Source organism: Rhizobium sp. 25PS6, from assembly GCF_032464655.1.
Lineage (GTDB): Bacteria > Pseudomonadota > Alphaproteobacteria > Rhizobiales > Rhizobiaceae > Rhizobium > Rhizobium laguerreae.
This window is the reverse complement of record NZ_JAWDIV010000012.1, coordinates 20,017-45,251: the sequence shown is the minus strand read 5'-3', so window position 1 is coordinate 45,251 and position 25,235 is coordinate 20,017. Positions and strand designations below refer to the sequence as shown.

Sequence of the window (25,235 nt, the reverse complement as noted above, 5' to 3'; positions counted from 1 at the left end):
ATTGTTTCACATGGGCTGAAGCCATGCTGATTAGGGATGATGGTTGCCGGCAGCGCAGGGGTGACGCGCTGCCGGCAACCTCGCCGTTTACGGCTTCCAGGCCCCGGCGATCTGGCGGGTGGCGATGTTCAGCCGGTTCCAGACATTGATATTGGCGATGGCGATGACGAGTGCCGCAAGGCTCTTGCCGTCATAATGCCGCGTTGCTTCGTCCCAGATATCATCCGGCACAGGGTCGGCGCGGTCGCTAAGGCGGGTAAGCGCCTCCGTGAGCGCAAGCGCGGCCCGTTCGGCATCGCTATAATAGGGAGCGTCACGCCAGCCAGCGACGGCAAAGAGCCGCTCATCGGTTTCGCCGTGTTTACGGGCAATGCGCCAATGGCCATCGATGCAGACGCTGCAGCCGTTGATCTGGCTGGAGCGCAGATTGACGAGTTCGAGCAGCTTTGGCGAAAGGCCGTTCTCTGCCGGCACCTTGCTGAGGGCATTGAGCGCCTGCATGGCCGCGGGAAGGACGAGGGCGGGATTTCCCATTCTCTCCTGAATGATATGTCTCCTTATACGTTTCGTGTTCGACGATCCGCCGGCGCTGTCACATCGGCCGGGTTTCATGCGTCATGGCTTTGACGGAACGCAGCGGAGGAATGTGACACGTGGACGAGAAAAAATGGCTGACTGACGAATTCGAGGCGAACAGAGCGCATCTGCGGGACGCAGCCTATCGCATGCTCGGCTCGCGCAGCGAGGCGGAAGATGCCGTTCAGGAGGCCTGGCTGCGGCTTAGCCGCGCGGATACGACAGGGGTCGGCAATCTTGGCGGCTGGCTGACGACGGTGGTGGCGCGCATCTGCCTCGACATGCTCCGCGCCCGCAAGACCCGACGCGAGGAGCCGCTGGAGGCGCCTGTCCATAGCGGGATCGCCGATCCCGCGAACGATCCCGAGCGCGAAGCCGCCTTTGCCGATTCGGTCGGTCTGGCATTGCTCGTCGTGCTACAGACGCTGGCGCCCGCCGAACGTGTCGCCTTCGTGCTGCACGATATGTTCGACTTGCCCTTCGACGAGATCGCGCCGATCATCGGCCGTTCGTCCGGTGCCACCCGCCAGCTCGCAAGCCGCGCCCGCCGTCGGGTGCAGGGGGTGGACGAAGCGCCGGATGTCGATTTCGGCCGCAAGCGGACGATCGCCGAGGCCTTTCTGACGGCCTCGCGCAACGGTGATCTGGAGGGCTTGATCGCGGTGCTTGCCCCTGACGTCGTCTTCCGGCCGGATGCGACGGCCGCCCGCTTCGGCACCATTGGCGAAATGCGCGGCGCAGCTCACGTGGCTGAAGCCTTCAAGGGTCGGGCGCAGGCGGCAGAAATCGCCATCGTCGGCGGCGAGCTCGGATTCGTCGTGGAGATCAAGGGCCAGCTTCGCGTCGTGGTGGCGCTGACGATCGCCGATGGCAGGATCGCCGCGATCGACGCCATCGCCGATCCGGATCACCTGGGACGGCTTGACTATTCTATTCTTCGAGATTGAAAAGAAACGCGAATTCGCCCGCTCTTCGAAACCGGGGGCGCCTCGGATGGAGCGCGCCGCTCACGTTTCTTCAGCGATGACGGCCGGGTCATTTTTCTTGACAGCGGCGTCCTCGGCCTTATTCTATTATAAAGATTTATATAACATAACTATGGAATTGTAGCGATCCAGATACCTCTCTGCATCTTTCGCTACCCAACACTCTTCCATAATGACCCGCAGACGGATGGCCGAGGAGTGATCCCGGTCCGAGACTTCGAAAGGAATGCATGTCATGTCCGGCGACCAGATGAAGAAGCCGCTTCTCCTCACCAATGTCAAACCGGTGGCCTTCGGTGCCAGCACATCCGAGGGGGCAACCGACATTCTCGTCAATGCCGACGGCAGGATCGCCGAGATCGGTCCGTCGCTTTCCGTCTCGCAGGATGTGACGCGCATCGACGGCAAAGGCGCCTTCATTTCGCCGGGCTGGGTCGATCTGCACGTGCATATCTGGCACGGCGGCACCGATATTTCCATCCGCCCGTCCGAATGCGGCGTCGCGCGCGGCGTCACCACACTGGTCGATGCCGGTTCAGCCGGTGAGGCGAATTTCCATGGCTTCCGGGAATACATCATCGAGCCTTCGCGCGAACGCATCAAGGCCTTCCTCAATCTCGGCTCGATCGGCCTCGTCGCCTGCAACCGCGTCGCGGAATTGCGGGATATCCGCGATATCGATCTCGACCGCATTCTCGAAGTCTATGCCGCAAACAGCGAGCACATCGTCGGCATCAAGGTGCGCGCCAGCCATGTCATCACCGGATCCTGGGGCGTCACCCCGGTCAAGCTCGGCAAGAAGATCGCCAAGATCTTGAAAGTGCCGATGATGGTGCATGTTGGCGAGCCGCCGGCGCTCTATGACGAGGTGCTGGAGATCCTAGGCCCCGGCGACGTCGTCACCCACTGCTTCAACGGCAAGGCCGGGTCGAGCATTATGGAGGACGAGGACCTCTTCAACCTCGCCGAGCGCTGCGCCTCCGAAGGCATCCGTCTCGACATCGGCCATGGCGGCGCCTCCTTCTCCTTCAAGGTCGCCGAGGCGGCGATCGCGCGCGGGCTTCTGCCGTTCTCGATCTCGACTGACCTGCACGGCCATTCGATGAACTTCCCGGTCTGGGATCTGGCGACGACGATGTCGAAACTTCTCAGCGTCGGCATGCCTTTCGACAAGGTGGTGGAAGCCGTCACCCATGCACCGGCATCCGTCATCAAGCTGTCGATGGAGAACCGGCTTTCGGTCGGCTCGCAAGCGGAATTCACCATTTTCGATCTGGTGGATTCCGATCTCGAAGCGACGGATTCCAACGGCGAAGTTTCGGTCCTTAGCAAGCTGTTCGAGCCGCGCTATGCGGTGATGGGCGCCGATGCCTTCGCCGCCAGCCGCTATGTGCCGCGGGCGCGCAAGCTGGTGCGCCACAGCCACGGCTATTCCTACAGGTAGGATCCGCTGAAGGGCTCAATCCTCAGCGGTTGCGCCAGCCCATCAGCTTTTCGATCCGCTCCGCTGAACTGCGCACGTGGGCCGTATAGTGGTTCTCGTCGGAAAACGCCTTCTGTTCCGGCAGCACGATGGAAATGGTGGCGACGCACTGGCCGTCTCGATCGCAGATCGGCGAGGCGATGCAGGCAACCGCATAATCCGATTCCCCCGCCTGGATCGACAGCCGCGACTCGAAGGCCTTGCCGGCGGCTTCCGACAGCGTGCCCGGATCAATCTCGGCGCGGCCGGTCGGTGAAGAGCGGGCGCAGCGCTTGAACAGTTCGATGCGCTCCTCCTCGGCCAGGTGGCCGACGAGCAGCCGGCCGGAGGCCGTCCAGTTCAGCGGCACCCTTGTGCCGACGCGGGACGCCACCTGAAAATGGCTGGGGCCGTCGGCCATGGCGAGCACCAGCATATAGTCGCCGTCGCGGCCGCAAACCTGCACGGTTTCGCCGGCCTGGCGGCAGAGATCGTGCATTTCGTGGGTGGCGATGCTCATGAAATCCAGCGACCTGGCATAGGCAAGGCCGTAATGGTAGAGCCGCGCGCCGAGCCAGATCGAGCCGTCGGCCTGGCGCGTCAGCATGTTTTTCTCGACGAGATCGTCGACGATGACATAAACGGTCGACAGCGGCGCCTTCACCGCCTTGGCGATAGCATAGACGCCGGCGGGCGATCCGGTCTCGTAAAGATGATCGATCACCTGAAGCGCCCGGTCGATGCCGCTGACGCGCGCGCGGCGTGCCCCCTTGCCACCGGCCTCGCCGACGACGCCCTCATCTTCGGAGTAAACTGCGGATGATGTGTTTCCGTCCAATTTCACGCCCCTCATAAAACTGCGATCATGTTACATTACTATGGCATAGTTGTCGCTGTGGCAAATCGCAACATTTCGCGGGTTGATCGTATGGGCTAATGTGACGGCGGTCGAATCCCGGAGGCTGCGTGATACCCCACGATACCGTCCACTTCATAACAACCGATGATGCGCGCCGACGATGCTGCAAGCTTTTGCCAGCCCCTTGTCCAGAGTGACGAGCGTGGCGTCGCTGCCGAGCGCGACAGCGAGATGCAGAGCATCACTGGCGCGAAGACCGATATTAAGTTGATCAGTCATTCGTGCCGATTCGACAAAGTGCGATCGAGATATCGGCAGAAGTTCGAAGGTCGTCGAACATAGTTCCTTGAACAACGCCAAAGCCTTGCTGCGTTCGTCCGGATCGATTTGTCCGTTTCTCGCCTTAAGCGCGATGGCGCTCGAAAATTCGGTGATCGTCCAGCCGCTGACCGCAATTTCTTCGGATCGAAGCGTCGCTAGCCATTGCTGCACGTCGTCCGTGCGGGTTTCGATCGTCCACGCGGCGACGAGGACTGACGTGTCGATATAAAGCATCAGTAACGGTCGGTGTCGCGCATGTCGCGGATGAAAGTCGTGGAATCGACCGGTTCGGCCGGCGGTTTCATCGAGGCGGTCAAAGCCTTCAACCGCTCGACATCGATCGGTTTTTTGCGTGTCTTGACGGGCACGAGCTGCGCCACCGGTTTGCCATGCCGCAAAATCTCGACGGTCTCGCCGGCTTCGACGCGATTGAGTAATTCACTGAGATGGGCTTTGGCTTCCGCCAGATTGAAACTTGCCATAATGTGCCCTGATGACCAATTTTCTGGTCATTTTAGTTCGAAAGCAAAACTGCCGCAAGGCCGCTGGAACAACAAGCCGTAGCCCGAGTTTGACCCCCTGAACCCAGGAGGTCACCATGCCAAATTATCCCACACCGCCTTTCCCGTCCCAGAAACAGCCGATGCCGGGTTTCACGGCACAGATGGACCCCATTCCCGACCATGGCGAAAAGAGCTATCGCGGCTCCGAGCGGCTGAAGGGCAAGCGGGCAATCATCACCGGCGGCGATAGCGGCATCGGCCGGGCGGTGGCAATCGCCTATGCCAGGGAAGGTGCCGATCTGGTGCTCTCCTATCTTGACGAGGACGAGGATGCCGATGAGACGAAACGGCTCGTCGAGCAGGCCGGACGCAAGGCTATACTCGTCAGCGGTGACATCCAGGATCCCGCCCACTGCAGACAGATCGTCGAGACGGCGGTCAAGGAGCTGGGTGGGATCGACATTCTCGTCAACAACGCCGCGCATCAGGCGAGCTTCAAGAGCATCGACGAGATCAGCGATGAAGAGTGGGAACTGACTTTCAAGGTCAATATCCATTCGATGTTCTACCTGACCAAGGCAGCCGTCGCCCATATGAAGCCCGGCAGCGCCATCATCAACACCGCTTCGATCAATTCGGACAATCCGAACCCGACGCTGCTTGCCTATGCGACGACCAAGGGCGCGATCCAGAATTTTACCGCCGGTCTTGCCCAGCTTCTGGCCGAGAAAGGCATTCGCGCCAATGCGGTGGCGCCCGGGCCAATCTGGACGCCGCTCATCCCTTCGACACTGCCTGAAGAAAGCGTCAGCAATTTCGGCAAGCAAGTGCCGATGAAACGGCCCGGCCAACCGGCCGAGCTTGCGACAGCCTATGTGATGCTGGCCGATCCCTTGTCGAGTTATGTCTCCGGCACGACCATCGCAGTTACCGGCGGCAAGCCGATCCTCTAAAGCGCGTCGCGATCGTTCAAATTCGCTCTGTCGCAAAACCGCTGCACACTTTTGCGCGACATGCTTTAAAGCGGCAAGGGCCGCCGTCTGGTTGTGACGGCAGCCCTTGACGGGGGCAGGGAGAGATCCCCAAGCTGTTTAGGCGGCTTCCTCAGCCGAAGCAGGGCATTGCCGGCAGATTGGCGCGGCTTGCCAGTGCTCCGATCATATTGCCCACCGAAGTCGAGCGCGGTTCGCGTTTGCGGGCGGCCGTCTCCAGGAGTTGCTTGAAGTCTTCAAGCTTTACGCCGTCGGCGCGCAACACCATGGCGATCAGGGGGTCGCGAAGGGCTTCGGATATTGTCAGGTCATCTCTGGTCTTTGTCATGGTTGTCCTCCTTTCGTGGGCGGTCGCCCGTGTTCCACTTTCCGCTGCCATGCCCTCGGCATTGACTTTCGCGTTTCGTGGTGTTACCGGTAAGTAACAATGCATTTGTTACCGATCGGTCACATTGATGTCAAGGACTAAGTCCGCAAAAAAATCAGAAACTTCGAATGAAATCCCCGCAGCCGTTCCAGAAGATCGCTTGCCCCCGCGCGAGCGTATCGTCTCGACAGCCTCGGAGCTTTTCCGCGAGCGCGGCATCCGCGGCATTGGCGTCGATGCCATTGCCGACGCGGCTCTGACCAACAAGATGACGCTCTATCGGCATTTTGGCTCGAAGGACGAGTTGGTCTGCGAGACGCTGCGCCGCGCCTCCGAAAAGGCGGGTGCCATCTGGCGCGATCTGGAATCGGCCTATCCCGGCAATCCGCGCGCCCAGCTGGACGCCTGGGTGGAGCTGCGGGCGCAATGTCTGAACGGCGAGCCCGCCGGCTGCGATCTCGCCAATGCCGCCATCGAGCTGAAGGGCGAGGGCCATCCCGCCCACGAAATGATCGAGCGGCACAAGGCCGAACAGCGTGATCGCCTGGCCGCGCTCTGTTCGGCGGCCGGCGCGCGCGAACCCCGGCTTCTTGCCGATACGTTGACGCTGCTGCTCGAAGGCGCGCGCGTCAGCCGCCAGGCCATGGGCGCTGCCGGCTGCTGCGGTCATTTCGCCAAGGCCTGCCACGCAGCGATCGCTTCCTTCGCCTGACCGCCGCAAGTGTGTGGGAGGGGAACCTTACCACTTCCATGCCGTTTTTAAACTAACCCGAGGGCGATGTGGAGGCAGGGAGATGAACTACGTCTATCTCAAACGCCTGTATGCCAAACGCGCCGAGCTCGAAGCCAAGCTGGAGCTCCATGATGCGCGCTATTGTTTCGGCGAGGAAGAGGTCGATGACGGCACCGACAGCGATTTGCGTCAGCGGCTGAGCGAAATTTCCGAGGAAATTGCTACGCTGGAGAGCAGGCCGGGCCGATAACTATTTAATTTGCAACAGCATTCAGATTTTAAGCCGACAGGCATAAAATCAGTCTGTGCTAGCACTGAGGATTTTCATCGTCCGATCGTCGAATTTTCCCTGATAGAAACGCTCGATCACCCGGTGGAAGGGCGAACCGTGGTCGCTGATCGCGGCAAACAAGGTCATCGACGAGCGCAGCTTGAGGTCGTCGGGCGAGCCCAGGATTTCGTGCGCCGATCTGCCGCCAACAGACAGGATCGCCTCGACGCAGCGCAGCAGCCGGCTTGAGAGAATGGGATCGGCGAGATAGGCGGCGGCTTCCTCGGCCGAGCGGATCGCATATTTTTCGGCCATCGCCGACATACCGAGACCGGCGATCTGCGGGAATATGAACCACATCCAGTGGGACGTCTTGCGCCCGGCTTTCAGCTCTAAAAGCGCCTGTTCGTAGACGCCGTTCTGGGCATCGATGAACCGATCGAGATTATAGTCGATTTCACCGGCCATGGTCCTTTTCCCTTCCTGCTGTCGATGCAGCCTGGGCCAAGGTCTCCATGCCCGGCGAGCCACTGCATAATTCCTCAAATCGGAATCGATTTTAAGGACAAAATTACACAGCAATTCAAAGTGCTACAGCGTCCGTTGCGCGTCCGAAAAGACGCGGCGCTGTAGCTGCTATTAGCAGACCCTCTCGGCGTAGGGGCTACTGTCGCGGCAATGGCCGTAGGCCGGATGAGCCGGCGTGTTATCGCCGGCCGGGGCGGCAATGGCCGATGTCGTCATCGGGTCCGTATCGCCGGAAGAATATGCGGCAAAACCCGCAAAGCTCAAGAGAACCAGCGCTCCGACCACGACAATGCGCTCGAAGGCCGAAAGTTTCTGGGCGCTGACATGATCTACATAATCGCGCTCGCCTAAACCGGCGGTTTCGTCCTCTTTTACATGGAGAGTCACCATATCCTCGCGACGACTTAAAGTTCCACAATCTGTCATTTTAAATACTCCTGCAACACATGCGGAGCGGAACCGGGTTCTTAGAGCAAACTCTCACCCTCATGCCGAACCGGCTTCGCATGCGAGCAGCATGTGTGTCTTCGATCGTGGCAATTGAAGGGACGATATTCAAACTCAGTGTTCAAAAAATCGTACCAATAAATGCAAAATATCGTGAAGCTCTGGTTGACCGGCATGATCCGGGGTAGTCCAGAGAGGAACATCTTTCTTCTGGATAGTCCCATGAGCAAATCCTTCGGCGCGATGTCGGTCGCGCAGCTTTCCGTCCTCATTCAAGGTGGCGCGGCCGACCCGGTCGAGGTGGCCGAGGCGGTCTTCGATTCCATCGCGAATTATGCCGACAAGTCGGTCTTCACCACACTGCTCGAGGGCCGGGCGATGGAGGAGGCGCGCACCTCTTCGCGACGTTTGCGGGAAGGGCGCTCGCTTGGATTGCTGGACGGCATTCCGATCGCCTGGAAGGATCTCTTCGACATCGAGGGCCTGCCGACGACGGCGGGCTCCGTCGTTCTGGCCAAGGATATGCCGGCCAAGCGCGACGCGGCTGTCGTCGCCTTGCTCAGGCAGGCGGGCATGATCGCCGTCGGGCGCACAAACATGAGCGAATTCGCCTTTTCCGGCCTCGGCATCAATCCGCATTACGGCACGCCGGCAAATCCGCGAAGCACCGATCTGCCGCGCATTCCGGGCGGCTCGTCCTCCGGCGCCGGTGTCGCCGTCGCGGCCGGGATCGTGCCGGTCGCCATGGGCACCGATACCGGCGGCTCGGTGCGCATTCCCGCCGCCTTCAACGGTATCGTCGGTTATAAGGCGACACGCGGCCGCCACGCGATGGCGGGCGTCTATCCGCTGGCAAAGAGCCTGGATTCGCTGGGACCGCTCTGCCGCAGCGTCACGGACGCGGTCTGGATCGACGCGGCAATGCGCGGCCTGACGGTGCCCGATGTCGCCACGCATCCCCTGCAAGGGCTGGAACTCGTCGTGCCTGAAAATGTCGTCTTCGATGGCGCTGAAGCCGGGGTCGTCGATGCGTTCGAGGCAGCTCTGGGACGTCTTCAAAAGGCGGGCGCCAAGGTTGCCCGCACCGTCATCCCCGCCTTCGATGAGATATTCGAGCTGATGACGAGATATGGTCCGCTGGTCACGGCGGAGGCTTTCGCACTTCACCAGGAACGCTTGGCCGGACCGGACGCGGACAGGATGGATCACCGTGTCGTCATGCGCACCCGTCTCGGAAGCAGGACGACGCTGCCCGATTACCTCAGAATCCTCGAGGCGCGCAGCCGCCTGATCGCCGATGTCGAGCGCCTTGTCGGCGACCGGCTGCTCGCCTTTCCGACTGTCGCCCATGTCGCGCCGCCGATCGGGCCGCTGGAGCAGGATGACGAACTGTTCTTCGCGACGAACAACAAGACGTTGCGCAACACCGCACTCGGCAATTTCCTCGACTGGTGCGGCGTTTCCATTCCCTGCGGCACCGGCGAGGCTGGCATGCCGGTTGGCCTGCTGCTTTCGGCCACTGCCCATCGGGATGAGGCGCTGCTGGGGATTGCCCTTGCCGCCGAGGCGGTTGTCCGCGGCGATTTTGCCTGATGGCAATTGAACCGACTGGCTTTTGTTGCCATTGATGGCATGAGGAGATCCTGGAGGAAGACACGTGCAGGTTTTGCAAAACGGACGTTTCGCGGTTTCGACATGGTCGCTGCATCGGCTGCTTGGCGCCGTTCATGCCTATAGTCCCGATCCCGACAAAAGCGCTGCGCCGAAAGAACCCTATGGCCCGGGTGCCACGGCGCTGATCGACGTGCCGGCGGCGCTCTCGGCGCGCGGCGTTAACCGGCTGGAGGTCTGTTCCTTCCATCTGCCGAGCCTCGACGCCGCCTACATGAGCGACTTGCGTGGCGCGATGGCGGCCTCGAACGTTCTGTTCCAGACGCTGCTCGTCGAGGACGGCGATCCGAGCCATCCCGAGACAGCCGAACGCGACGTCGAATGGATGGCGGGGTGGATCGACATTGCCGCAGCCCTCGGCGCGCAGAGGATGCGCGTCATTGCCGGCAAGCAGAAGCCGACGGAGGAAAACCTTACCCGTGCCGCCAACCATCTGAACTGGCTGGCCGGAAAGGCCGAAGACAGCGGTGTGCGTGTCGTCGTCGAGAACTGGTTCGACCTGCTGCCGTCGCCGGTCGAGATGAACTGGCTGCTGGACCGGCTGGACGGCAGGGTCGGCCTCAACGGCGACCTTGGCAACTGGCCGGCGCCAGCAAAATATGAAGGCCTTGCCGATATCATGGGCCGGGCGGAAATCTGCCATGCCAAGGCCGATTACGGCGCCGCCGGTCTCGACACCGAGGATTACCGCAGGTGCCTGGAGATGTGCGAGAGAGCCGGTTACGACGGTCCCTTTACGCTAATCTATGACTCGCCCTTCTTCCCCGATGAATGGGACGGCATCCTGCTGCAAAAGGCCTTCATCGAGGATTTCCTGCGTGAGGCGCCGGCGCGCAGGACGGCTTAAATCAGACGCGCTTCTTGCTCATTCCTAGTGCATGATGCCGAAACGTGTGAGCGGTTTTCGGACGACATCATGCTCTAACTATATAATGTAGAACAGGATTCAGATTTTAGGCCGAGCCGGCCTAAAATCATCCTGTTCTAGCGTGGGAACCTTTGGTTTTCCTCCAGCACGTTCAGATCCATGTGGTTGCGCATATAGCGCTCCGAGGCTTTCTGCAGCGGCTGATAATCCCATGGATAATAGGCCCCATTGCGCAGCGCCGCATAGACCACCCAGCGGCGCGCCTGGCTTTCGCGCACGGCGGCGTCGAAATCGGCAAGATTCCAGCGCCGGCCGGCCTGTTCGACAAGCCTTGCCAAGATCTCGGCATGCGCCGGGTCGGACGCCAGATTGTCGAGCTCCTGCGGATCGGCCTGGAGATTAAACAGCATCGGCGGGTCCTTCTCGCAGAGTGAGAGCTTGTATCGTCCGTCCCGGATACAGACGAGCGGCGCCTCGGAACCCTCTGCGGCATATTCCATCGGCACCGGGCTGCGGCTGCCGGTGCCTTGGGCAAGTGCAGCCAGATCCTCGCCCTCGGTCCATGGCTTCAGCGAGGCAATATCGATCCCCGCAAGACCGGCAAGCGTCGGCGTCACGTCGAGAGTGGAGACAGGCTGGTCGATCCGTCTGGGCTGCCAGCCGGGTGCTGCGATCATCAGCGGAACGCGGGCCGATCCTTCGAAGAAGTTCATCTTGAACCAGAGGCCGCGGTCGCCGAGCATGTCGCCATGGTCGGAGGCAAAGAGGATGATCGTGCTTTCAGCCATGCGGCTTCGTTCCAGGACGTCGAGAATGTCGCCGATCTTCTCGTCGACATAGGAGATATTGGCGAAATAGCCTCGCCTTGCCCGCCTGATTTGCTCATCGCTGATGTCGAAAGCGTCGTGATCACAGGCTTTCATCAGACGCTGCGAGTGCGGGTCCTGCCGCTCGAAGGCAATCGGCGCAACCGCCGGGTCCAGTGCCGGGCAATCCTCATAGAGGTCCCAGAATTTGCGGCGCGCGACATAGGGGTCATGCGGATGCGTGAAGCTGACGGTCAGGCACCAGGGGCGCTCGTCGTGTCCGCGCGAGAGATCGAACAGCTTGCGGCCGGCTTGGTAAGCGACCTCGTCGTCATATTCCATCTGGTTGGTGATCTCGGCAACGCCGGCGCCGGTGACTGAACCCAGATTATGATACCACCAGTCTATACGCTCGCCGGGCTTGCTATAGTCGGGCGTCCAGCCGAAGTCGGCCGGGTAGATGTCCGTCGTCAGGCGCTCTTCGAAGCCATGCAACTGGTCGGGGCCGACGAAATGCATCTTGCCGGAAAGCGCGGTCTGGTATCCGGCCGCGCGCAGATGATGCGCATAAGTCGGAATATCAGAGGCAAATTCCGCCGCATTGTCATAGACGCGGGTTCGGCTCGGCAATTGCCCGGACATGAAGGAAGCCCGCGCCGGTGCGCAGAGCGGGCTTGCCGTATAGGCGTTGGTGAAACGCACGGAGCGCTCCGCCAATGATTTCAGATGTGGCGCATGCAGGAAATCGGCAGGGCCATCGGGAAAGAAAGTGCCATTCAACTGATCGACCATCAGGATGAGGATATTCGGACGCGCCATGTGAAATTGTCTCCTATGGTCTCAAAGGCCGGGCCGATCTTCCTGGAAGGGGACGTCCCTTGCTATTTGCAGATCTTATCAAAACCACTATCATATCGCTTGTAAAGCCAGCTTTTTTTGATGCTTGCCAAAAGGATTTTTTATGCCAGACCGCCTGCCTGAGCTGGGATGGATGCGCATCTTCGCTGAGGTCGCAAGGCTCGGCAGCTTTTCGGCCGCGGCGGCAGTTCTCGGCCTTACGCAGCCTGCCGTCAGCTATCAGATTCGGCGGCTGGAAGAGCAGTTCGGCGTCGCCCTTCTGCGCCGCCAGCACCGCGGCGTCGAGTTGACCGCGGAGGGCGAACGGCTTTTCCTGGTTGCCGCTAAGACGGTCGCTGACGTCGATGCCCTGGCGCGCAGTTTCCGTACTGAGGCTCAAAGGCCGGTTGTCAGACTGAGAACCGACTATGCCTTTTCAGCGCTTTGGCTGATCCCGCGCATGCATGGTTTTCGCCTGCTTCACCCCGAAACGGATATTCAGATCGTCGCGACCCAAAGGCTTGAGCCCGGCTTTCGTGACGACGCAGATGTGGTGGTGGTCTTCGGCACAAATGCCGAATTCGGCGCTATCGGGTCGCTTCTGCTGCCGGAAAAGGTCGTGCCTGTCTGCACTCGAGGCTTTCTCGATCGCAACGGCCCGTTCGACGATCCGCAGCAGCTTGCCAAGGCGATCCTCATCCATCTCGATTCGCCGATGCCATCGCCTTGGTTCGACTGGCGAAGTTATTTTGCCGAATTCTCCGTTACTCGCGATCTCCACGCCGGCCGCGGCGATGTCAGCTTCAACACCTACTCGCTGGTCGTCCAGGCCGCTCTCAGCGAACAGGGCGTGGCGATCGGCTGGATGGGTCTGGTCGATACGCTTCTCTTCACGCATATGCTGGTGGAAGCCGGGCCGCCGCTCGAGGCCTGGGACCGCGGTTATTGGCTGATACCGCCGCGATCGGCAAATGTTGATAGCGAGAGGCTCAGCACCTGGCTGGTGGATGAAGTCGGCAGGACATGACATTCATTGCATCCGGAATATGTTCGCTCTCAGGAGAGAAGCCTTGTCATGACCGACGCCGATCGACATTGTGGCATCGATTCATAGGGAAGGGGCGAAGCATGTCGCGAACCGTCGGATACGTCGTTGGACTGCTCATGATCCTCCTGGGGCTGATTTGGATCGCCCAGGGAAGCGGTTATTTTCCCTATCCTGCATCCAGTTTCATGATCAACCAAAGCATCTGGGTTCTCTGGGGAAGCATCATGGCTGTCGCTGGGCTCGCCGTGACAATCATTATTTCACGACTGCGCCGGAGAGGATGAGCCGGCAACCCGTGCATAGCTTTGAGGGAATTCGGCATTCAAGAGTTCCTCGAGCAGAAATATCTGGCCGCTGGCGGCCTGTCGAATTGAGGAGAATGGCATGAGCGCAGCTGAAATCGACGGCTTTGCGGACCGGATCAGGCATCAGCGGGGCGGAATGATCTCCGCCTGGATCGGTATTCCCGACGCCACGCTTGCCAATCACCTGGCGCAGGAGGCCTTCGACACCATCGTGCTGGATATGCAGCACGGCATGTGGGACATGCCGTCGGCAGCGAATGCCGTCGCCCAGGTGCGGCTTGCCGGCAAGCCGGCGCTGGCGCGCATACCGGTCGGTGATTTCGCGTCCGCCTCGCGCCTGCTCGATGCCGGTGCCTCCGGCATCATAGCGCCGATGATCAATTCGGCCGAAGACGCGCAAGCCTTCGTCAGGACTACGAAATACCCGCCTCTCGGCGAACGCAGCTGGGGACCGTCGCTGGCGCTCAACCATACAGGCCTGTCGGCCGATGATTATCTGAAGAACGCCAACGCGCTGACCGTCGCCATCGCCATGATCGAGACCCGGGCGGCACTCGAGGCGATCGACAGAATCCTCGGCGTTGCCGGCATCGACGGTATCTTCATCGGCCCCTCCGACCTTTCGATCGCACTCTCGAACGGCGACCAGGTTGCGCCGAACGCCGCCGAGATCGACAGCGCCATGCAGCATGCGGTTTCGCGCTGCCGCGCCCATGGCAAATTCGCCTGCGCCTTCGCCGCCGACGGCGAGCGGGCGGGCGAGCTACTGAAATTTGGCTTCGATCTGGTCATTGCCGGTGCGGAGACCGCGCAACTGCGCTCCGGTGCCCGCCGCGCCATCAATGCCGCCCGCAGGATCGCTTCGGGTAGCTGATCCGAACGCGCCTCATTGCGCAGCCCCTCGCCGGACACGCATTTGTTGCGTCTACGCAAGCCTCGCGAAAGCTTCGCCAGACATGATCTCAGGTAATTGGGAGACCGTCTATGGATGATGCAGCAGCTGAGGACCGCGTACTCGAATTTGGCGCAAGCCGCGTCTATATCGGCAAGTATTCCTATGGTGTTTTGGGGACGCGGATCTTTACCTATGATCAGGGCGCGTCATTGCATGTCGGCAGGTTCTGTTCTGTGGCCATGGACGTGAACATCCTGCTTGGCGGAGAGCACAGGACCGACCGCTTCACGACATATCCTTTCGGCCATCAGAAATTTCTGGTGGAACTCGGCGGTGAGGGGATTACGCAGCCGAGCGGCACGAAAGGCGATGTCGTCATCGGCAACGACGTCTGGATCGGCTTCGGCGCCACCATCCTTTCGGGCGTTACCATCGGCGATGGGGCGGTCATCGCCGCCCGCGCGCACGTCTATCGCAACGTCGAACCTTTCGAGATCGTCGGCGGCAATCCGGCCAAGCACATAAGATACCGCTTCAACGCCGAGATGCGCGACCTTATGATGCGGCTCAGATGGTGGGAGCTGCCGGATGAAAGCATCAAGCAGATTTCCGAGATACTGTCCTGCAGCGAGCCCACCAAGGAGCTTCTGGACCTCATGCTGCAGGCATTCCGCGGCCAGGACGCGATCGGCGAGCAGCGGACGGACGCCGCCTGAGCGTCAGCCGGCCGATTTGACGGCAAGCCATATCACGTGGCGGGCGCCGCGTTTGCGGTTGGCGCGGATATTAACGAGATCGACGACAAAGCCGCTGTCCCTGAGGCGGCGCGTGAAATTGGGATCGGGACCGGACGACCAGACGGCCAGCACGCCGCCGGGGCGCAACGCGTCGCGGGCGGCGCGAAGGCCGGCAAAATCATAAAGCCGGTCGTTGGATTTGCGGGTCAGGCCATCAGGGCCGTTGTCGACATCGAGCAGAATGGCGTCATAGGCAGCCTTGCCGGCGCGGATCGCCTCGCCGACATCGCCCTGATGGATGCCGACGCGCGCATCGTCGAGACAGCCCTTGAAGACCTCGGCCATCGGCCCGCGGGCCCAGGCGATCACGGCCGGTACCAGTTCGGCGACGGTGACGCCGGCATCTTTCGGGAGAATGGCGAGAGCGGCGCGCAGGGTGAAACCCATGCCGAGCCCGCCGATCAGCATCCTTGGCTTCGGCTGCGACTTGATCCGATCCCAGGAAAGGGTCGCCAGCGCTTCTTCCGAGCCGCTGAGACGGCTGTTCATCAGCTCGTTGGCGCCGAGCATGATCGAGAACTCGCTGCCGCGCTGCTTCAGCCGCAATTCGCCGTTTTCACCGGGAATGGTCGCGGAATCGAGTTGGATCCAGGGCAGCATGACGGCTTCGCCTCGCATGAAAGGAACCGTCCCCTAGCATAGGGCGCTAGATGAGGCCAGCAAGCCGGCTTCAGATCATCCGCATGAAATGATCCTGCTCGAATTCGACGATGTCGTCCTGCGGCAGGGCCGAACGGCGGCGGATGTCCTCCACCTCGTCGGGCCTCAGCCGCGCCTTCGGATCCTCGAACCGGACCTCGGGATCGGGCACGGCCGAGAGCAGCAGCTGGGTATAGGGATGCAGCGGATTGTCGATCACCTTGGCAACGCTGCCCCATTCGACGATCTGGCCGGCATACATCACGGCGATGTCCTCGGCGACATAACGGGCGGTGGCGATATCGTGGGTGATGTAGAGCAGGCCGAGATTCATCTCCTGCTTCATCTCGTTCAACAGGTTCAGCACGCCGAGGCGCACCGAGACGTCGAGCATGGAGGTCGGCTCGTCGGCGACGATCACCTCCGGCTTGACGGCCAAGGCGCGAGCGATGTTGACGCGCTGGCGCTGGCCGCCGGAGAGCTCATGCGGATATTTCGGCGCGACGAGATCGGGATCGAGCCTGACGCGCTGCAGCAGTTCGCGGATCGCGGCGTCGATCTCGGCCCCCTTGATTTCCGGGCGGTGCAGTTTCAGTGGCCGCCGGAGATGATGGGCGATGGTGTGGGCAGGGTTCAGCGAGGCGAAGGGGTCCTGGAAGATCATCTGCACCGAACGGCGGTAACGGGCGATCTCGGCGGATTTCGCCGCCTCGACAGGCCGGCCCTTGTAGAGAATCCGGCCCGATGTCGGCAGATATTCGCGCATCGCCATGCGGGCGCAGGTGGTCTTGCCGCTGCCGGATTCGCCGACGAGCGCCAGCGCCCGGCCGGCATGCAGCGAAAACGAGATGGCGCGCGCCGCATGCACGGCCCCGAAGCCATGGCCGAAAGTCTTCGTCACCGTGTCGAGTGCGAGAATGGCGTCTGTCATAGCAGCACTCCTCCATGCAGCGAGGGGAAGGAAGCCCAGAGCTTTTTCGTGTAGTCATGCTTGGGCGTCCTGTAGATCGCCTCGGCCGTGTTCTGCTCCACCAACTGGCCTGATAGCATGATGCCGATGCGGTCGCAGAATTGCACCATCAGCCCGAGATCATGGGTGATGAACAGCACGGAGAAGCCGAAGCTGCGGCGCAATTCGTTGATGCGCTGCAGGATCTCGCGCTGGACGACGACGTCGAGCGCCGTCGTCGGTTCGTCCATGACGACGAGCTTCGGATCGAGCGCCATGCAGATGGCGATAACGATGCGCTGGCGCATGCCGCCGGAAAACTGGTGCGGATAGTCGCGCATGCGATCCGGCGCGATATCGACGAGCGTCAGCATCTCGGCGGTGCGCTCGCGGGCTGCAGCACGGCTCATGCCCTTGTGGGTGCGCAGCATGTCGTAGAATTGCGTCTCGATGCGCAGCACCGGGTTCAGCGAGTTCATGGCGCTCTGGAAGACCATGGCGACATCGCGCCAGCGGAATGCGTTGAGCGCCTGCCGGTCGAGGCCGAGCACGTCGCGAGCGTCGAGCAGGATGCGGCTCTCCTTGCGGATCAGCGCCGGCGGCTTGTGCAGGCGGCTGATGGCAAAAGCGATGGTGCTCTTGCCGCAACCGGATTCGCCGGCAAGGCCGAAGACTTCGCCGGGCGCGACATCGAAGCTGACATCGCTGACGGCCCGGAAATCCTTCTCCTCGCCGATATAGTCGATGGTGAGGTTCCTCACCGAGAGCAGCGGCTGCGTCACAGGCGGCCCTCCCCTGTTCGAACGAGCAGGGACCAGCGCTTCAGATGATTGCCGGTGCGCAGTCGCGGATTGGCGATCTCGTCGACGGCGAAATTCAAGAGCGACATGCCGATGCCGAGGAAGGCGAGCGCGAAGCAGGGGGTGAGGATATCCCACCAGGCGCCGACCGAAAGGGCCGAGGCCTTCTGTGCATTGTAGAGCATCGTGCCCCAGGAGATCGCTCGGGGATCGCCGAGGCCGAGGAATTCGAGTGTCGCTTCGGTGATGATCGCGAAGATGACGCTGCCGATGAAATTGATGCCGACGATAGATATCACGTTGGGAAAGATCTCGAATGTCATGATGCGCCATTGCGGCTCACCCATCATCTCGGCCGATTTGACGAAATCCTTCTGCTTGACGGAGAGCGTTTCTGCGCGGGTGACGCGTGCGCCCCAGGCCCAGGAGGTGGCGCCGAGGATAAGGGCGATGACGAGGGGGCTTGCCTGGCCGATGAAGGCGGCAAGCACGAGCAGCAACGGTAGGTTCGGAACGACCAGCACCATGTTGGTGAAGAAGCTGATGATCTCGTCGGTCTTGCCACCGCGATAGCCGGAGATGATGCCGAGCGCGGTGCCGACGAGGGTGATCAGCAGGCCGGCGCCGAAGCCGACGGCAAGCGATGTACGGGCGCCGTAGATCAGCCGGGCGAAGACATCCTGGCCGATGCGGGTCGTGCCGAGGATATGATCGAGCGATGGCGGCTGGTGCGGCCGCCCGGTGCGGGCGGCGGGATCGTACTGCGTCAGCAGGGGCGCTGCGATCGCGACGAGGACGATGAAGGCGATAATGACGAGACCGACGAGCGCCTTGCGGTTTCGAAGCAGGGTCTTCATTTCACGCTCCCTTCAGCCTGGGATCGAGCAGCACATAGCTGACGTCGACGATAAAATTGGCGATCAGCATGGTTGCGGTCATGATGAGGAGCTGGCCCTGGATGACAGGGTAGTCCCGGGCGAGGATCGCCTGGTAGAGAATGTTGCCGAGGCCGGGATAGTTATAGACGACCTCCGTCACCAGCGATCCGCCGAGGATGGTGCCGATGGCGATGGCAAGGCTGGAGACGGTCGGCAGCAGGGCGTTGCGCGCCGCGTACCAGAGCATCACATGCCGATCCGAAAGGCCCTTGGCGCGGGCCATGACGATATAGTCCTCGCCGAGCAGATTGATCATGTTGTTGCGCATGGTGACGGTGAAGCCGCCGATCAGCACGGTGCAGAGGGTCACCATCGGCAGGATGCCGTGGTAGGCGAGGCTGCCGATATATTGCAGGCTGAAGGCGGGATCGAGCGATGGGTCGGCGGCATAGCCGTTCGGAAACCAGCCGAGCGTGAAGCCGAAGATGAAGAGCACGATCAGCGAGGTGACGACGGCCGGTACCGAGGTTGCGAAGATCGCGCCGACGGAGACGACGACATCGAACTTGCTGCCGCGCCGCCAGGCGGCGACGATGCCGAGGAAGGTGCCGATCGCGAAGCTGACGATCGTCGCCGTACCCATCAGGCCAACGGTCCAGATGAGCGCATTGCCGAGCACCGAGGTGACGGGTAGCGGGAAATACTTGATCGAGCGGCCGAGATCGCCGGTGAAGATGCTGCCGAGATAGGTGAGGTACTGCTGCCAGAGCGGCCCGTCGACGAAGCCGAAGGTGAGTTTCAGCGCCTGCAGACTTTCCGGCGGCAATTCGGTGCCGGCGCTTGAGAACATGATCTGCACCGGATCGCCCGGCATCAGACGCGGCAGGAAGAAATTGATCGTCGCTGCCGCGATGAAAGCTGCCATGTAGAAGACGAGGCGGCGAAGCAGGAAAGCCATGGGAACTCCGTCGTGACGGGAGCGGCGTTTTACGCCGCTCCCGAGAATTTGCGATGCTTACTTGACCGGCTCGAGAGCCAGGAGGTTCAGCAGGCGTGCCGGGTTGGTCCGGGAGATCGACGGGTTGACGAAGGGGTTTTCCTTGGTCGACCAGCCGCTGAAGCGCTTGGTGTTGTACTGATACCAGTTCGGATTGTTGAAGACGGGAATCATCGGCATGTTTTCAGCGACGATGCGTTGCGCCTTGTTCATCGCGTCCTTCTGCTTGGCAAGATCGGCGGTATGAGTGAACTCGGTGACGAGTTTTTCGACCTCCGGATTGAACCAGCGCTGCGCGGTGAAGCGGGTCTTGCCCTTGTCCGAGGCGCTGAAGGCGCGCTTATAGGGGTAATAGGGCGAAGCCGAAGCCGGCAGGCTGTTGATCGCCGCATCGAAAGTGCCGTTGATGAGGTTGCCGGTCCAGACGGCTTCCTCCGGCGTTTCGATCTTGGCGTCGATGCCGACAGCCTGGATGCCTTCCACGGCGATGTTGACTGTATCGACCCAGTCCGTCCAGGAATTCGGGACAATGATGGAGAAGGAGATCTTACTGCCGTCGGGATTGTCGCGGAAGCCGTCGCCGTCCTTGTCCTTGTAGCCTGCCTCGTCGAGCAGGGCCTTGGCTGCATCGGCGTCATAGGTTGCGAACTTGCCGAAGTCGGCCTTGATGGATGGGTCCGCCCAGCTCTTGTAAAGCTCGCCCATCAGGCCGGGGTCTTCGTTCAGCGTCGGATAGCCATAGCCGGCGACGTCGATCATCGTCTTGCGGTCGAGCGCCATGCTGACCGCACGGCGGAATTTCAGGTCGTTGAAGGCCTTCTTGTTGTTCTCGTTTGCCGTTTCCAAGTTGAACAGAAAGGCGACCATGCTGCTTGGCGAATACCAGTAATGGAAGTGCGCCGGATCCTTGGAAACATAGACATTGTCGATATCGGGAATGAAGGAGACGCCCCAGTCGAGCGTGCCGTCGGCCGTTGCCGTCAGGATCTGGTTGTTGTCGGCAAGCTGCGGGAAGCGTATGCAATCGACCTTCAGGTGAGCGTTGTCCCAATAGTGCGGGTTGCGGCACTGGTCATAGGTCTGGCCGGTGAAGCGCGGCACCTCCGTCAGCGGGCCGCTACCAACAGGGGTCTCGTTGGCGAAAGTCACGGGATCGGCGACGTCCTTCCAGACATGTTCCGGGACGATCGGCAGCTGCGAGATCTGCTCGGCGGCAAGCGAGCTCGGATTGGCGAGCGTGAAGCGCAACGTCTGACCGTCGACCGCCTGCACGTCGGTGACGAAGGTCCAGATGCTGACGAAGTCGAGCGCCGGGAATTTTTTCAGGTAATCATAGGTGAACTTGACGTCGGCTGCCGTCAGCGGCTTACCGTCAGACCATTTCAGATCTGAGCGCAGCTTGAATTCGATGCTCTTCAGATCATCGGAGAGCTTGAAGCTTTCGGCCAGGCGATAGACCGGCTTGTTGCTGTCGAAGCGGTTGAAGACGACCAGCGGCTCGTAGATGAAATCGAGCGTCGACTGGCGCGCCGAGGTCTGGTTGAACGGGTTGAAGTTGCGAACCCAGGTCGTTGCCGGTTCGATATTCGCCGTCAGCACCGTTTGCGCCATGGCGGATCCGGAAAGCAGGGTGATTGCTGCGGCTGCAAGAAAATGTTTCTTCATGTTTTATTCCCCTTTTCTTATGCGGTGAGAGATGGCGCGCCGGTCAGGAGACAAACGCGCTTGCAAACATGTCTTCGACTTCTGCATGGGCGGCGCGGACATCGACCTTGAGATTGCCGAGGCGGGCCTTGCCGGCAGCGATCCGCTGCAGGGCAGCTTCCGTCAGCGGACGGGCGGCCTTGGCGGCGGCTTCGCTTTCCGGAATGTCGCCGTGGCTGTGGAGCGCAATGTCGAAGCCTGCGTCGAGCACCTGTTTGACACGTTCCGGCAAAGTGCCGGAGAGCGACTCCATGAAGATGCAGTCGGAAATCAGCACGCCGTCATAACCCATCTCCTTGCGGATCACGTCGTGCATAACAGGCGAGACGGACGCCGGCAGCTCGGCGTCATAGGCCGAGTAGACGACATGGGCGACCATCGCCCAGGGCGTATCTTTCAGCGCCACGAATGGCTTGAAATCGGTGGCGGTAAGCGTCTCGCGGCTGGCATTGACCACCGGACGCTCCTTGTGGGAGTCGAGCGTCGCACGGCCATGGCCGGGTATGTGCTTGATAACAGGCATGTTGCCGGTCTCGAGCAGGCCATCGACCACCTCGCGGCCGAGGGCAGCGATGAAATCGGGATCAGGGCCAAAGGAGCGGGCGCCGATGACCGCGCTCGTCGTCTCGAAGACGAGATCGAGAACGGGCGAGCATCCGCTGGAAAGGCCAAGTTCCGTCATCATCGCGCCCATGGCCTGGGAGGAAAGGCGCAATGCTTTTTTGCCGAGATCGAAATCGCGGCGCGCAAGTTCGGCGAACTGGCCGAAGCTGCGGAAGAGCGGCCAGGGACCGGCATCGAGATGCTGAACGCGGCCGCCTTCCTGGTCGGTGAAGACAGGCGCGTCATCGCGGCCGACAGCTTCGCGGAAGCGGTCGATCAGCCGCCTCGTCTGCTCCGGCTCGCGCTGATTACGTCGGCCGACGAAGAGGCCGAGCGGATTGGTGTCGCGAAAGAGGGCGAATTCATCATCCGAAATGGTGGGATTCGGAAGGCCGACGAAAAGGGCGAGCGGGGTCGAGGACAATTCTGGTGCTCCGGGATCAGCTGGTCATTTCGGCGTGCTTCTCAGCATGCCTTCGTAGATGCCCTTGTCGGGGGCGGGGATGACGATTGCGCCTGCGGCCTTGGCGTAGAAATCGACCGGGCCGGCATCGCCGATGAAGGCATAGGCGTGACCGAGCGCCTTCATGGTCTGAAGGCAGGCGGAAAAGAGGGCGAGCCCGATCCCTTTGCCGCGCGCATCGGGATCGACGCCGGTGGGGCCGAAGAAGCCGCGCGCCGTCGTGTCGTAGCAGGCAAAGCCGAGCAGCTTGCCGCTTTCAACGGCGATCAGGCAGGCAGCAGGCTGGCGGGAGAAGGCGACGGTGACTTCGCTCGCCCAGCTCTCGCTGAACCGTTCGCGAACCCAGCTGACGATCAGATGCAGTTCCGGGGGGAGGGCCGGACGGATGGAGATGCCGACATCGTCGGCTTTGCATTTCAGGGCGGCGAGCTCTGTGGAAAATAAGCGCACAAGCAGGTCTGGCACCTGTCACCCTCCATTTATTCCGTTACTGCGGAACGTATCCCCTTTTAGTGTCATAGACTTGGCCATCTGGCCGGGCTTGTCAACTAGGTTTTTAAAACGGCCAAAGGCGCGACCCGCCGCAGTCCCAGGGTTTCAACGCAAAGTAGGTGCCGAACGCAAAAACGGCCCGGGAAGCCGGACCGCTTTCGATTGGAGGCATGTTGGCTGAGCGAACGCCTATTCGCCGTCTTTCCAAAGTGCATGAAAATGCTGCACCGGGCCGTGGCCGGAGCCGACGGTGAGGCGTGCGGCAGCCGCGACCGCGCCGGCGAGGTAATCCTTCGCGATGGCGACGGCCTCCCGCGCCGAAGCGCCCTTGGCTAGCTCGGCCGCCAGCGCGCTGGAGAGCGTGCAGCCGGTGCCGTGGGTGTTCTTGGTCGGCACGCGCCTGGCTTCGAACCAGTGCAGGCCGGCGGCCGTGGCAAGCACGTCTGGGCTCTCGTTACTGTCGAGGTGGCCGCCCTTGACCAACACCGCGGTGGGGCCAAGCGCCAGCAGGCGTTCGGCCTGCGCCGCCATGTTAGCTCGGTTTGTCGCCACCGGCTGGTGCAGCAGGGCGGCGGCTTCGGGCAGGTTGGGGGTCAGAAGCGTGGCAAGCGGCAGCAGCCGCCGGGTCAACACGTCGACCGCTTCAGGCGCGAGCAAGGCGGCTCCACCCTTGGCGATCATAACAGGGTCGATGACGATGGGAATGTCGCGGCGGTCAGTTAGCGCACCGGCAACGGCATCGGCGATGCCGGCATTGGCGATCATACCGATCTTGACGGCATCAACGCGCACATCCGCAAAGACGGCATTGATCTGGTCGGCGACGAATTGCGGCGGCACCAGATGCACGCCGCTGACACCTTGCGTGTTCTGCGCCGTCAGCGCAGTCAGCACCGCCATGCCGTAGACGCCGCGGGCGGAAAAGGCCTTGAGATCGGCCTGGATGCCAGCGCCGCCGGAGGGATCGGAGCCGGCGATGGAGAGAACGTTGCGGATCATGTGCGGACCTTTCTAATTTCTGCAGCGATGCGGCGCGTGGCGGCTTCGGGGTCGGGCGTGCCGCAGATGGCCGAAACGACGGCAAGGCCCTTGGCGCCTGCGGCGAACACCTGAACGACATGATCCGCCTTGAGTCCGCCGATCGCGACCGATGGCACCGGCGAGGCCTTTACCAGCCTTGCAAGTCCGTCAAAGCCGATCGGCTGCTTGTGATCGGCCTTGGTCGGTGTCGCAAACACCGGCCCGACGCCGGTGTAATCGAGGAGATCAGGATCGACGGCGTTAGCAAGCGCCTCGCTCTCGACCGACAGGCCAAGGATCATCTCAGCACCGATCATCGCCCGGGCTTTACGCGCATCCATGTCCTCCTGACCGATATGCAGGCCGTCGGCGCCGATGGCGATTGCCGCCTCGACGTCATCATTGACGATGAGGAGGGCGCCGGTCCCATCCAGCACCTGTTTCAGGGCGCGGCCGGTCTCGATCATCCTGATGGTGCCGGCATGTTTGTCGCGCAGCTGCACCATGGTCGCGCCGCCGGCAACGGCAAGGCGCGCGGTCTCGACCATGCCGATCCCCGCGCAGAGATCGGGGTCGAGGACGAGATAGAGCGAAAGGTCGAAAGCCTTCATGCCGCCGATATCCTTGCCCTGGCGTCAAGCGTTTCGGCGTCGAGCGCGGCCAGCGCATCGAGGAAGCGCCAGGAGAAGGAGCCGGGGCCGGCTGCTCCAAGGGCGGCCTCCTCGCCGGCGATGGCGAAGGTTGAAAGTGCAGCGACCGTCGCACCGAAGATGTCCTCAGGCGCTGTCGCGGCAAAGGCGCCGACAAGGCAGGTGAGCGAGCAGCCGAGTGCTGTAACCTGAGGCATCAGGACCGATCCGCCTTCGATGCGCACAGCTCGCTCGCCATCGGTTACGAAATCCACGACGCCGGTAACGGCGACCACCGCCTGCTGCCGTTCCGCCAGCCATCGCGCCGAACCTTCCGCTTGCTCGACCGGGTCGCGGCTGTCGACCCCCTGGCCGCGGCTCTCGCCGCCGGCAAGCGCGATGATCTCGGAAGCGTTGCCGCGAATGATAGTCGGTCGCAGGGCGAGCAGTTCGGCAACCGCATTGCGGCGGAAGGCCGTGGCATAATGCGCGACTGGATCGAGCACCCAAGGTTTGCCGGCTGATGTCGCCACCTTCGCCGCCGCCTGCATGCCGTCAATCCATTGCGTCGACAGGGTGCCGATATTGATTGTCAGCGCGCCGGCGATCGCGGCGAATTCGCCGGTTTCTTCGGCGGCATGCACCATGGCGGGCGAGGCGCCTGATGCAAGCAGAACATTCGCGGCGATATTCATGGCGACGTAATTGGTGATGCACTGAACGAGCGGCGGCTTCTCGCGCATCGCCTTCAGCATCGCTCCTGGTGTGGTCCTGGTCTGCATGTGGCCC

30 protein-coding genes are annotated in these 25,235 nt (G+C 61.7%); 11 read left to right on the top strand and 19 right to left on the bottom strand.

What is annotated here, in order from left to right; all coding sequences use genetic code 11:
* Nucleotides 1–87: 87 nt before the first annotated feature.
* Nucleotides 88–546: a carboxymuconolactone decarboxylase family protein gene (locus RWK44_RS18355; protein WP_131662292.1), complete on the bottom strand. Its 459-nt coding sequence runs from the start codon at nucleotides 544–546 to the stop codon at nucleotides 88–90.
* 107 nt (nucleotides 547–653) lie between these two features.
* Between RWK44_RS18355 and RWK44_RS18350 the strand changes: the two genes are divergently transcribed.
* Together RWK44_RS18350 and RWK44_RS18345 are read left to right on the top strand one after the other, a co-directional pair.
* Complete coding sequence (locus tag RWK44_RS18350) at nucleotides 654–1,523, top strand: sigma-70 family RNA polymerase sigma factor (protein ID WP_131662291.1); 870 nt, start codon at nucleotides 654–656, stop codon at nucleotides 1,521–1,523.
* A gap of 274 nt (nucleotides 1,524–1,797) precedes the next feature.
* Complete coding sequence (locus tag RWK44_RS18345) at nucleotides 1,798–3,006, top strand: amidohydrolase/deacetylase family metallohydrolase (protein WP_131662290.1); 1,209 nt, start codon at nucleotides 1,798–1,800, stop codon at nucleotides 3,004–3,006.
* A gap of 22 nt (nucleotides 3,007–3,028) precedes the next feature.
* Here the strand turns inward: RWK44_RS18345 and RWK44_RS18340 are convergent, their stop codons facing one another.
* From RWK44_RS18340 to RWK44_RS18330, 3 genes are all read right to left on the bottom strand, one after another.
* Nucleotides 3,029–3,877: an IclR family transcriptional regulator gene (locus tag RWK44_RS18340; RefSeq protein WP_131662289.1), complete on the bottom strand. Its 849-nt coding sequence runs from the start codon at nucleotides 3,875–3,877 to the stop codon at nucleotides 3,029–3,031.
* Between the two features lie 138 nt (nucleotides 3,878–4,015).
* Complete coding sequence (locus RWK44_RS18335; RefSeq protein ID WP_131662288.1) at nucleotides 4,016–4,438, bottom strand: type II toxin-antitoxin system VapC family toxin; 423 nt, start codon at nucleotides 4,436–4,438, stop codon at nucleotides 4,016–4,018.
* On the bottom strand, nucleotides 4,438–4,686 hold the full coding sequence (locus tag RWK44_RS18330; protein WP_131662287.1) for a type II toxin-antitoxin system Phd/YefM family antitoxin: 249 nt from the start codon (nucleotides 4,684–4,686) through the stop codon (nucleotides 4,438–4,440). Before RWK44_RS18330 ends, RWK44_RS18335 begins: the two co-directional genes overlap by 1 nt.
* A gap of 116 nt (nucleotides 4,687–4,802) precedes the next feature.
* Here RWK44_RS18330 and RWK44_RS18325 point away from each other — a divergent pair, with 116 nt between their 5' ends.
* A complete protein-coding gene (locus RWK44_RS18325) occupies nucleotides 4,803–5,660 on the top strand; it encodes an SDR family oxidoreductase (RefSeq protein ID WP_131662079.1) in 858 nt (285 codons plus the stop codon).
* Nucleotides 5,661–5,811: 151 nt separating this feature from the next.
* Here the strand turns inward: RWK44_RS18325 and RWK44_RS18320 are convergent, their stop codons facing one another.
* Complete coding sequence (locus RWK44_RS18320) at nucleotides 5,812–6,027, bottom strand: hypothetical protein (RefSeq protein WP_003547846.1); 216 nt, start codon at nucleotides 6,025–6,027, stop codon at nucleotides 5,812–5,814.
* Between the two features lie 127 nt (nucleotides 6,028–6,154).
* Between RWK44_RS18320 and RWK44_RS18315 the strand changes: the two genes are divergently transcribed.
* Entirely contained in the window at nucleotides 6,155–6,778 is a 624-nt protein-coding gene (locus RWK44_RS18315; protein WP_131662286.1) for a TetR/AcrR family transcriptional regulator, read from the top strand.
* A gap of 82 nt (nucleotides 6,779–6,860) precedes the next feature.
* Complete coding sequence (locus RWK44_RS18310) at nucleotides 6,861–7,049, top strand: hypothetical protein (RefSeq protein ID WP_003547852.1); 189 nt, start codon at nucleotides 6,861–6,863, stop codon at nucleotides 7,047–7,049.
* A gap of 48 nt (nucleotides 7,050–7,097) precedes the next feature.
* Here the strand turns inward: RWK44_RS18310 and RWK44_RS18305 are convergent, their stop codons facing one another.
* Entirely contained in the window at nucleotides 7,098–7,538 is a 441-nt protein-coding gene (locus tag RWK44_RS18305) for a DUF1810 domain-containing protein (RefSeq protein WP_131662285.1), read from the bottom strand.
* A 171-nt stretch (nucleotides 7,539–7,709) separates the two neighbouring features.
* On the bottom strand, nucleotides 7,710–7,988 hold the full coding sequence (locus RWK44_RS18300) for a hypothetical protein (protein WP_131662532.1): 279 nt from the start codon (nucleotides 7,986–7,988) through the stop codon (nucleotides 7,710–7,712).
* A 279-nt stretch (nucleotides 7,989–8,267) separates the two neighbouring features.
* On the opposite strand from RWK44_RS18300, the gene RWK44_RS18295 reads away from it, so the two are divergent.
* Both RWK44_RS18295 and RWK44_RS18290 read left to right on the top strand, forming a co-directional pair.
* On the top strand, nucleotides 8,268–9,638 hold the full coding sequence (locus tag RWK44_RS18295) for an amidase (RefSeq protein ID WP_316029214.1): 1,371 nt from the start codon (nucleotides 8,268–8,270) through the stop codon (nucleotides 9,636–9,638).
* Nucleotides 9,639–9,702: 64 nt separating this feature from the next.
* Nucleotides 9,703–10,563, top strand: a complete 861-nt coding sequence (locus tag RWK44_RS18290; RefSeq protein ID WP_131662283.1) for a sugar phosphate isomerase/epimerase family protein — start codon at nucleotides 9,703–9,705, stop codon at nucleotides 10,561–10,563.
* A gap of 137 nt (nucleotides 10,564–10,700) precedes the next feature.
* On the opposite strand, the gene betC is transcribed toward RWK44_RS18290, so the two are convergent.
* Nucleotides 10,701–12,209, bottom strand: a complete 1,509-nt coding sequence (gene betC / locus RWK44_RS18285) for a choline-sulfatase (RefSeq protein ID WP_131662282.1) — start codon at nucleotides 12,207–12,209, stop codon at nucleotides 10,701–10,703.
* A 142-nt stretch (nucleotides 12,210–12,351) separates the two neighbouring features.
* Here betC and RWK44_RS18280 point away from each other — a divergent pair, with 142 nt between their 5' ends.
* From RWK44_RS18280 to RWK44_RS18265, 4 genes are all read left to right on the top strand, one after another.
* Entirely contained in the window at nucleotides 12,352–13,254 is a 903-nt protein-coding gene (locus RWK44_RS18280; RefSeq protein WP_131662281.1) for a choline sulfate utilization transcriptional regulator, read from the top strand.
* A 101-nt stretch (nucleotides 13,255–13,355) separates the two neighbouring features.
* The gene (locus RWK44_RS18275) at nucleotides 13,356–13,559 is read left to right on the top strand and encodes a hypothetical protein (RefSeq protein ID WP_026265569.1); all 204 of its coding nucleotides are present in this window, start codon (nucleotides 13,356–13,358) and stop codon (nucleotides 13,557–13,559) included.
* A 100-nt stretch (nucleotides 13,560–13,659) separates the two neighbouring features.
* Complete coding sequence (locus tag RWK44_RS18270; RefSeq protein WP_131662280.1) at nucleotides 13,660–14,454, top strand: HpcH/HpaI aldolase family protein; 795 nt, start codon at nucleotides 13,660–13,662, stop codon at nucleotides 14,452–14,454.
* Nucleotides 14,455–14,564: 110 nt separating this feature from the next.
* Nucleotides 14,565–15,191: a CatB-related O-acetyltransferase gene (locus RWK44_RS18265; RefSeq protein ID WP_131662279.1), complete on the top strand. Its 627-nt coding sequence runs from the start codon at nucleotides 14,565–14,567 to the stop codon at nucleotides 15,189–15,191.
* A 3-nt stretch (nucleotides 15,192–15,194) separates the two neighbouring features.
* Here the strand turns inward: RWK44_RS18265 and RWK44_RS18260 are convergent, their stop codons facing one another.
* From RWK44_RS18260 to thiM, 11 genes are all read right to left on the bottom strand, one after another.
* Nucleotides 15,195–15,872, bottom strand: a complete 678-nt coding sequence (locus tag RWK44_RS18260) for a spermidine synthase (protein WP_131662278.1) — start codon at nucleotides 15,870–15,872, stop codon at nucleotides 15,195–15,197.
* A gap of 70 nt (nucleotides 15,873–15,942) precedes the next feature.
* A complete protein-coding gene (locus RWK44_RS18255) occupies nucleotides 15,943–16,842 on the bottom strand; it encodes an ABC transporter ATP-binding protein (RefSeq protein WP_131662083.1) in 900 nt (299 codons plus the stop codon).
* Nucleotides 16,839–17,642, bottom strand: a complete 804-nt coding sequence (locus RWK44_RS18250) for an ABC transporter ATP-binding protein (protein ID WP_316029213.1) — start codon at nucleotides 17,640–17,642, stop codon at nucleotides 16,839–16,841. The genes RWK44_RS18255 and RWK44_RS18250 overlap by 4 nt, the downstream gene beginning before the upstream one ends.
* Nucleotides 17,639–18,517: an ABC transporter permease gene (locus RWK44_RS18245; RefSeq protein ID WP_033183630.1), complete on the bottom strand. Its 879-nt coding sequence runs from the start codon at nucleotides 18,515–18,517 to the stop codon at nucleotides 17,639–17,641. The genes RWK44_RS18250 and RWK44_RS18245 overlap by 4 nt, the downstream gene beginning before the upstream one ends.
* A 1-nt stretch (nucleotide 18,518) precedes the next feature.
* Nucleotides 18,519–19,496 (bottom strand): ABC transporter permease, encoded by a 978-nt coding sequence (locus RWK44_RS18240; protein WP_020052701.1) that lies wholly within the window; start codon nucleotides 19,494–19,496, stop codon nucleotides 18,519–18,521.
* A 57-nt stretch (nucleotides 19,497–19,553) separates the two neighbouring features.
* Nucleotides 19,554–21,200: an ABC transporter substrate-binding protein gene (locus RWK44_RS18235; RefSeq protein WP_131662275.1), complete on the bottom strand. Its 1,647-nt coding sequence runs from the start codon at nucleotides 21,198–21,200 to the stop codon at nucleotides 19,554–19,556.
* Nucleotides 21,201–21,243: 43 nt separating this feature from the next.
* On the bottom strand, nucleotides 21,244–22,266 hold the full coding sequence (locus tag RWK44_RS18230) for a glycoside hydrolase family 3 N-terminal domain-containing protein (RefSeq protein WP_131662274.1): 1,023 nt from the start codon (nucleotides 22,264–22,266) through the stop codon (nucleotides 21,244–21,246).
* 24 nt (nucleotides 22,267–22,290) lie between these two features.
* Nucleotides 22,291–22,770, bottom strand: a complete 480-nt coding sequence (locus RWK44_RS18225; RefSeq protein WP_131662273.1) for a GNAT family N-acetyltransferase — start codon at nucleotides 22,768–22,770, stop codon at nucleotides 22,291–22,293.
* 216 nt (nucleotides 22,771–22,986) lie between these two features.
* The gene (gene thiD, locus RWK44_RS18220) at nucleotides 22,987–23,796 is read right to left on the bottom strand and encodes a bifunctional hydroxymethylpyrimidine kinase/phosphomethylpyrimidine kinase (RefSeq protein ID WP_131662272.1); all 810 of its coding nucleotides are present in this window, start codon (nucleotides 23,794–23,796) and stop codon (nucleotides 22,987–22,989) included.
* A complete protein-coding gene (gene thiE / locus RWK44_RS18215) occupies nucleotides 23,793–24,428 on the bottom strand; it encodes a thiamine phosphate synthase (RefSeq protein WP_131662271.1) in 636 nt (211 codons plus the stop codon). Before thiE ends, thiD begins: the two co-directional genes overlap by 4 nt.
* Entirely contained in the window at nucleotides 24,425–25,228 is an 804-nt protein-coding gene (gene thiM / locus RWK44_RS18210) for a hydroxyethylthiazole kinase (protein WP_131662270.1), read from the bottom strand. Before thiM ends, thiE begins: the two co-directional genes overlap by 4 nt.
* Nucleotides 25,229–25,235 lie beyond the last annotated feature (7 nt).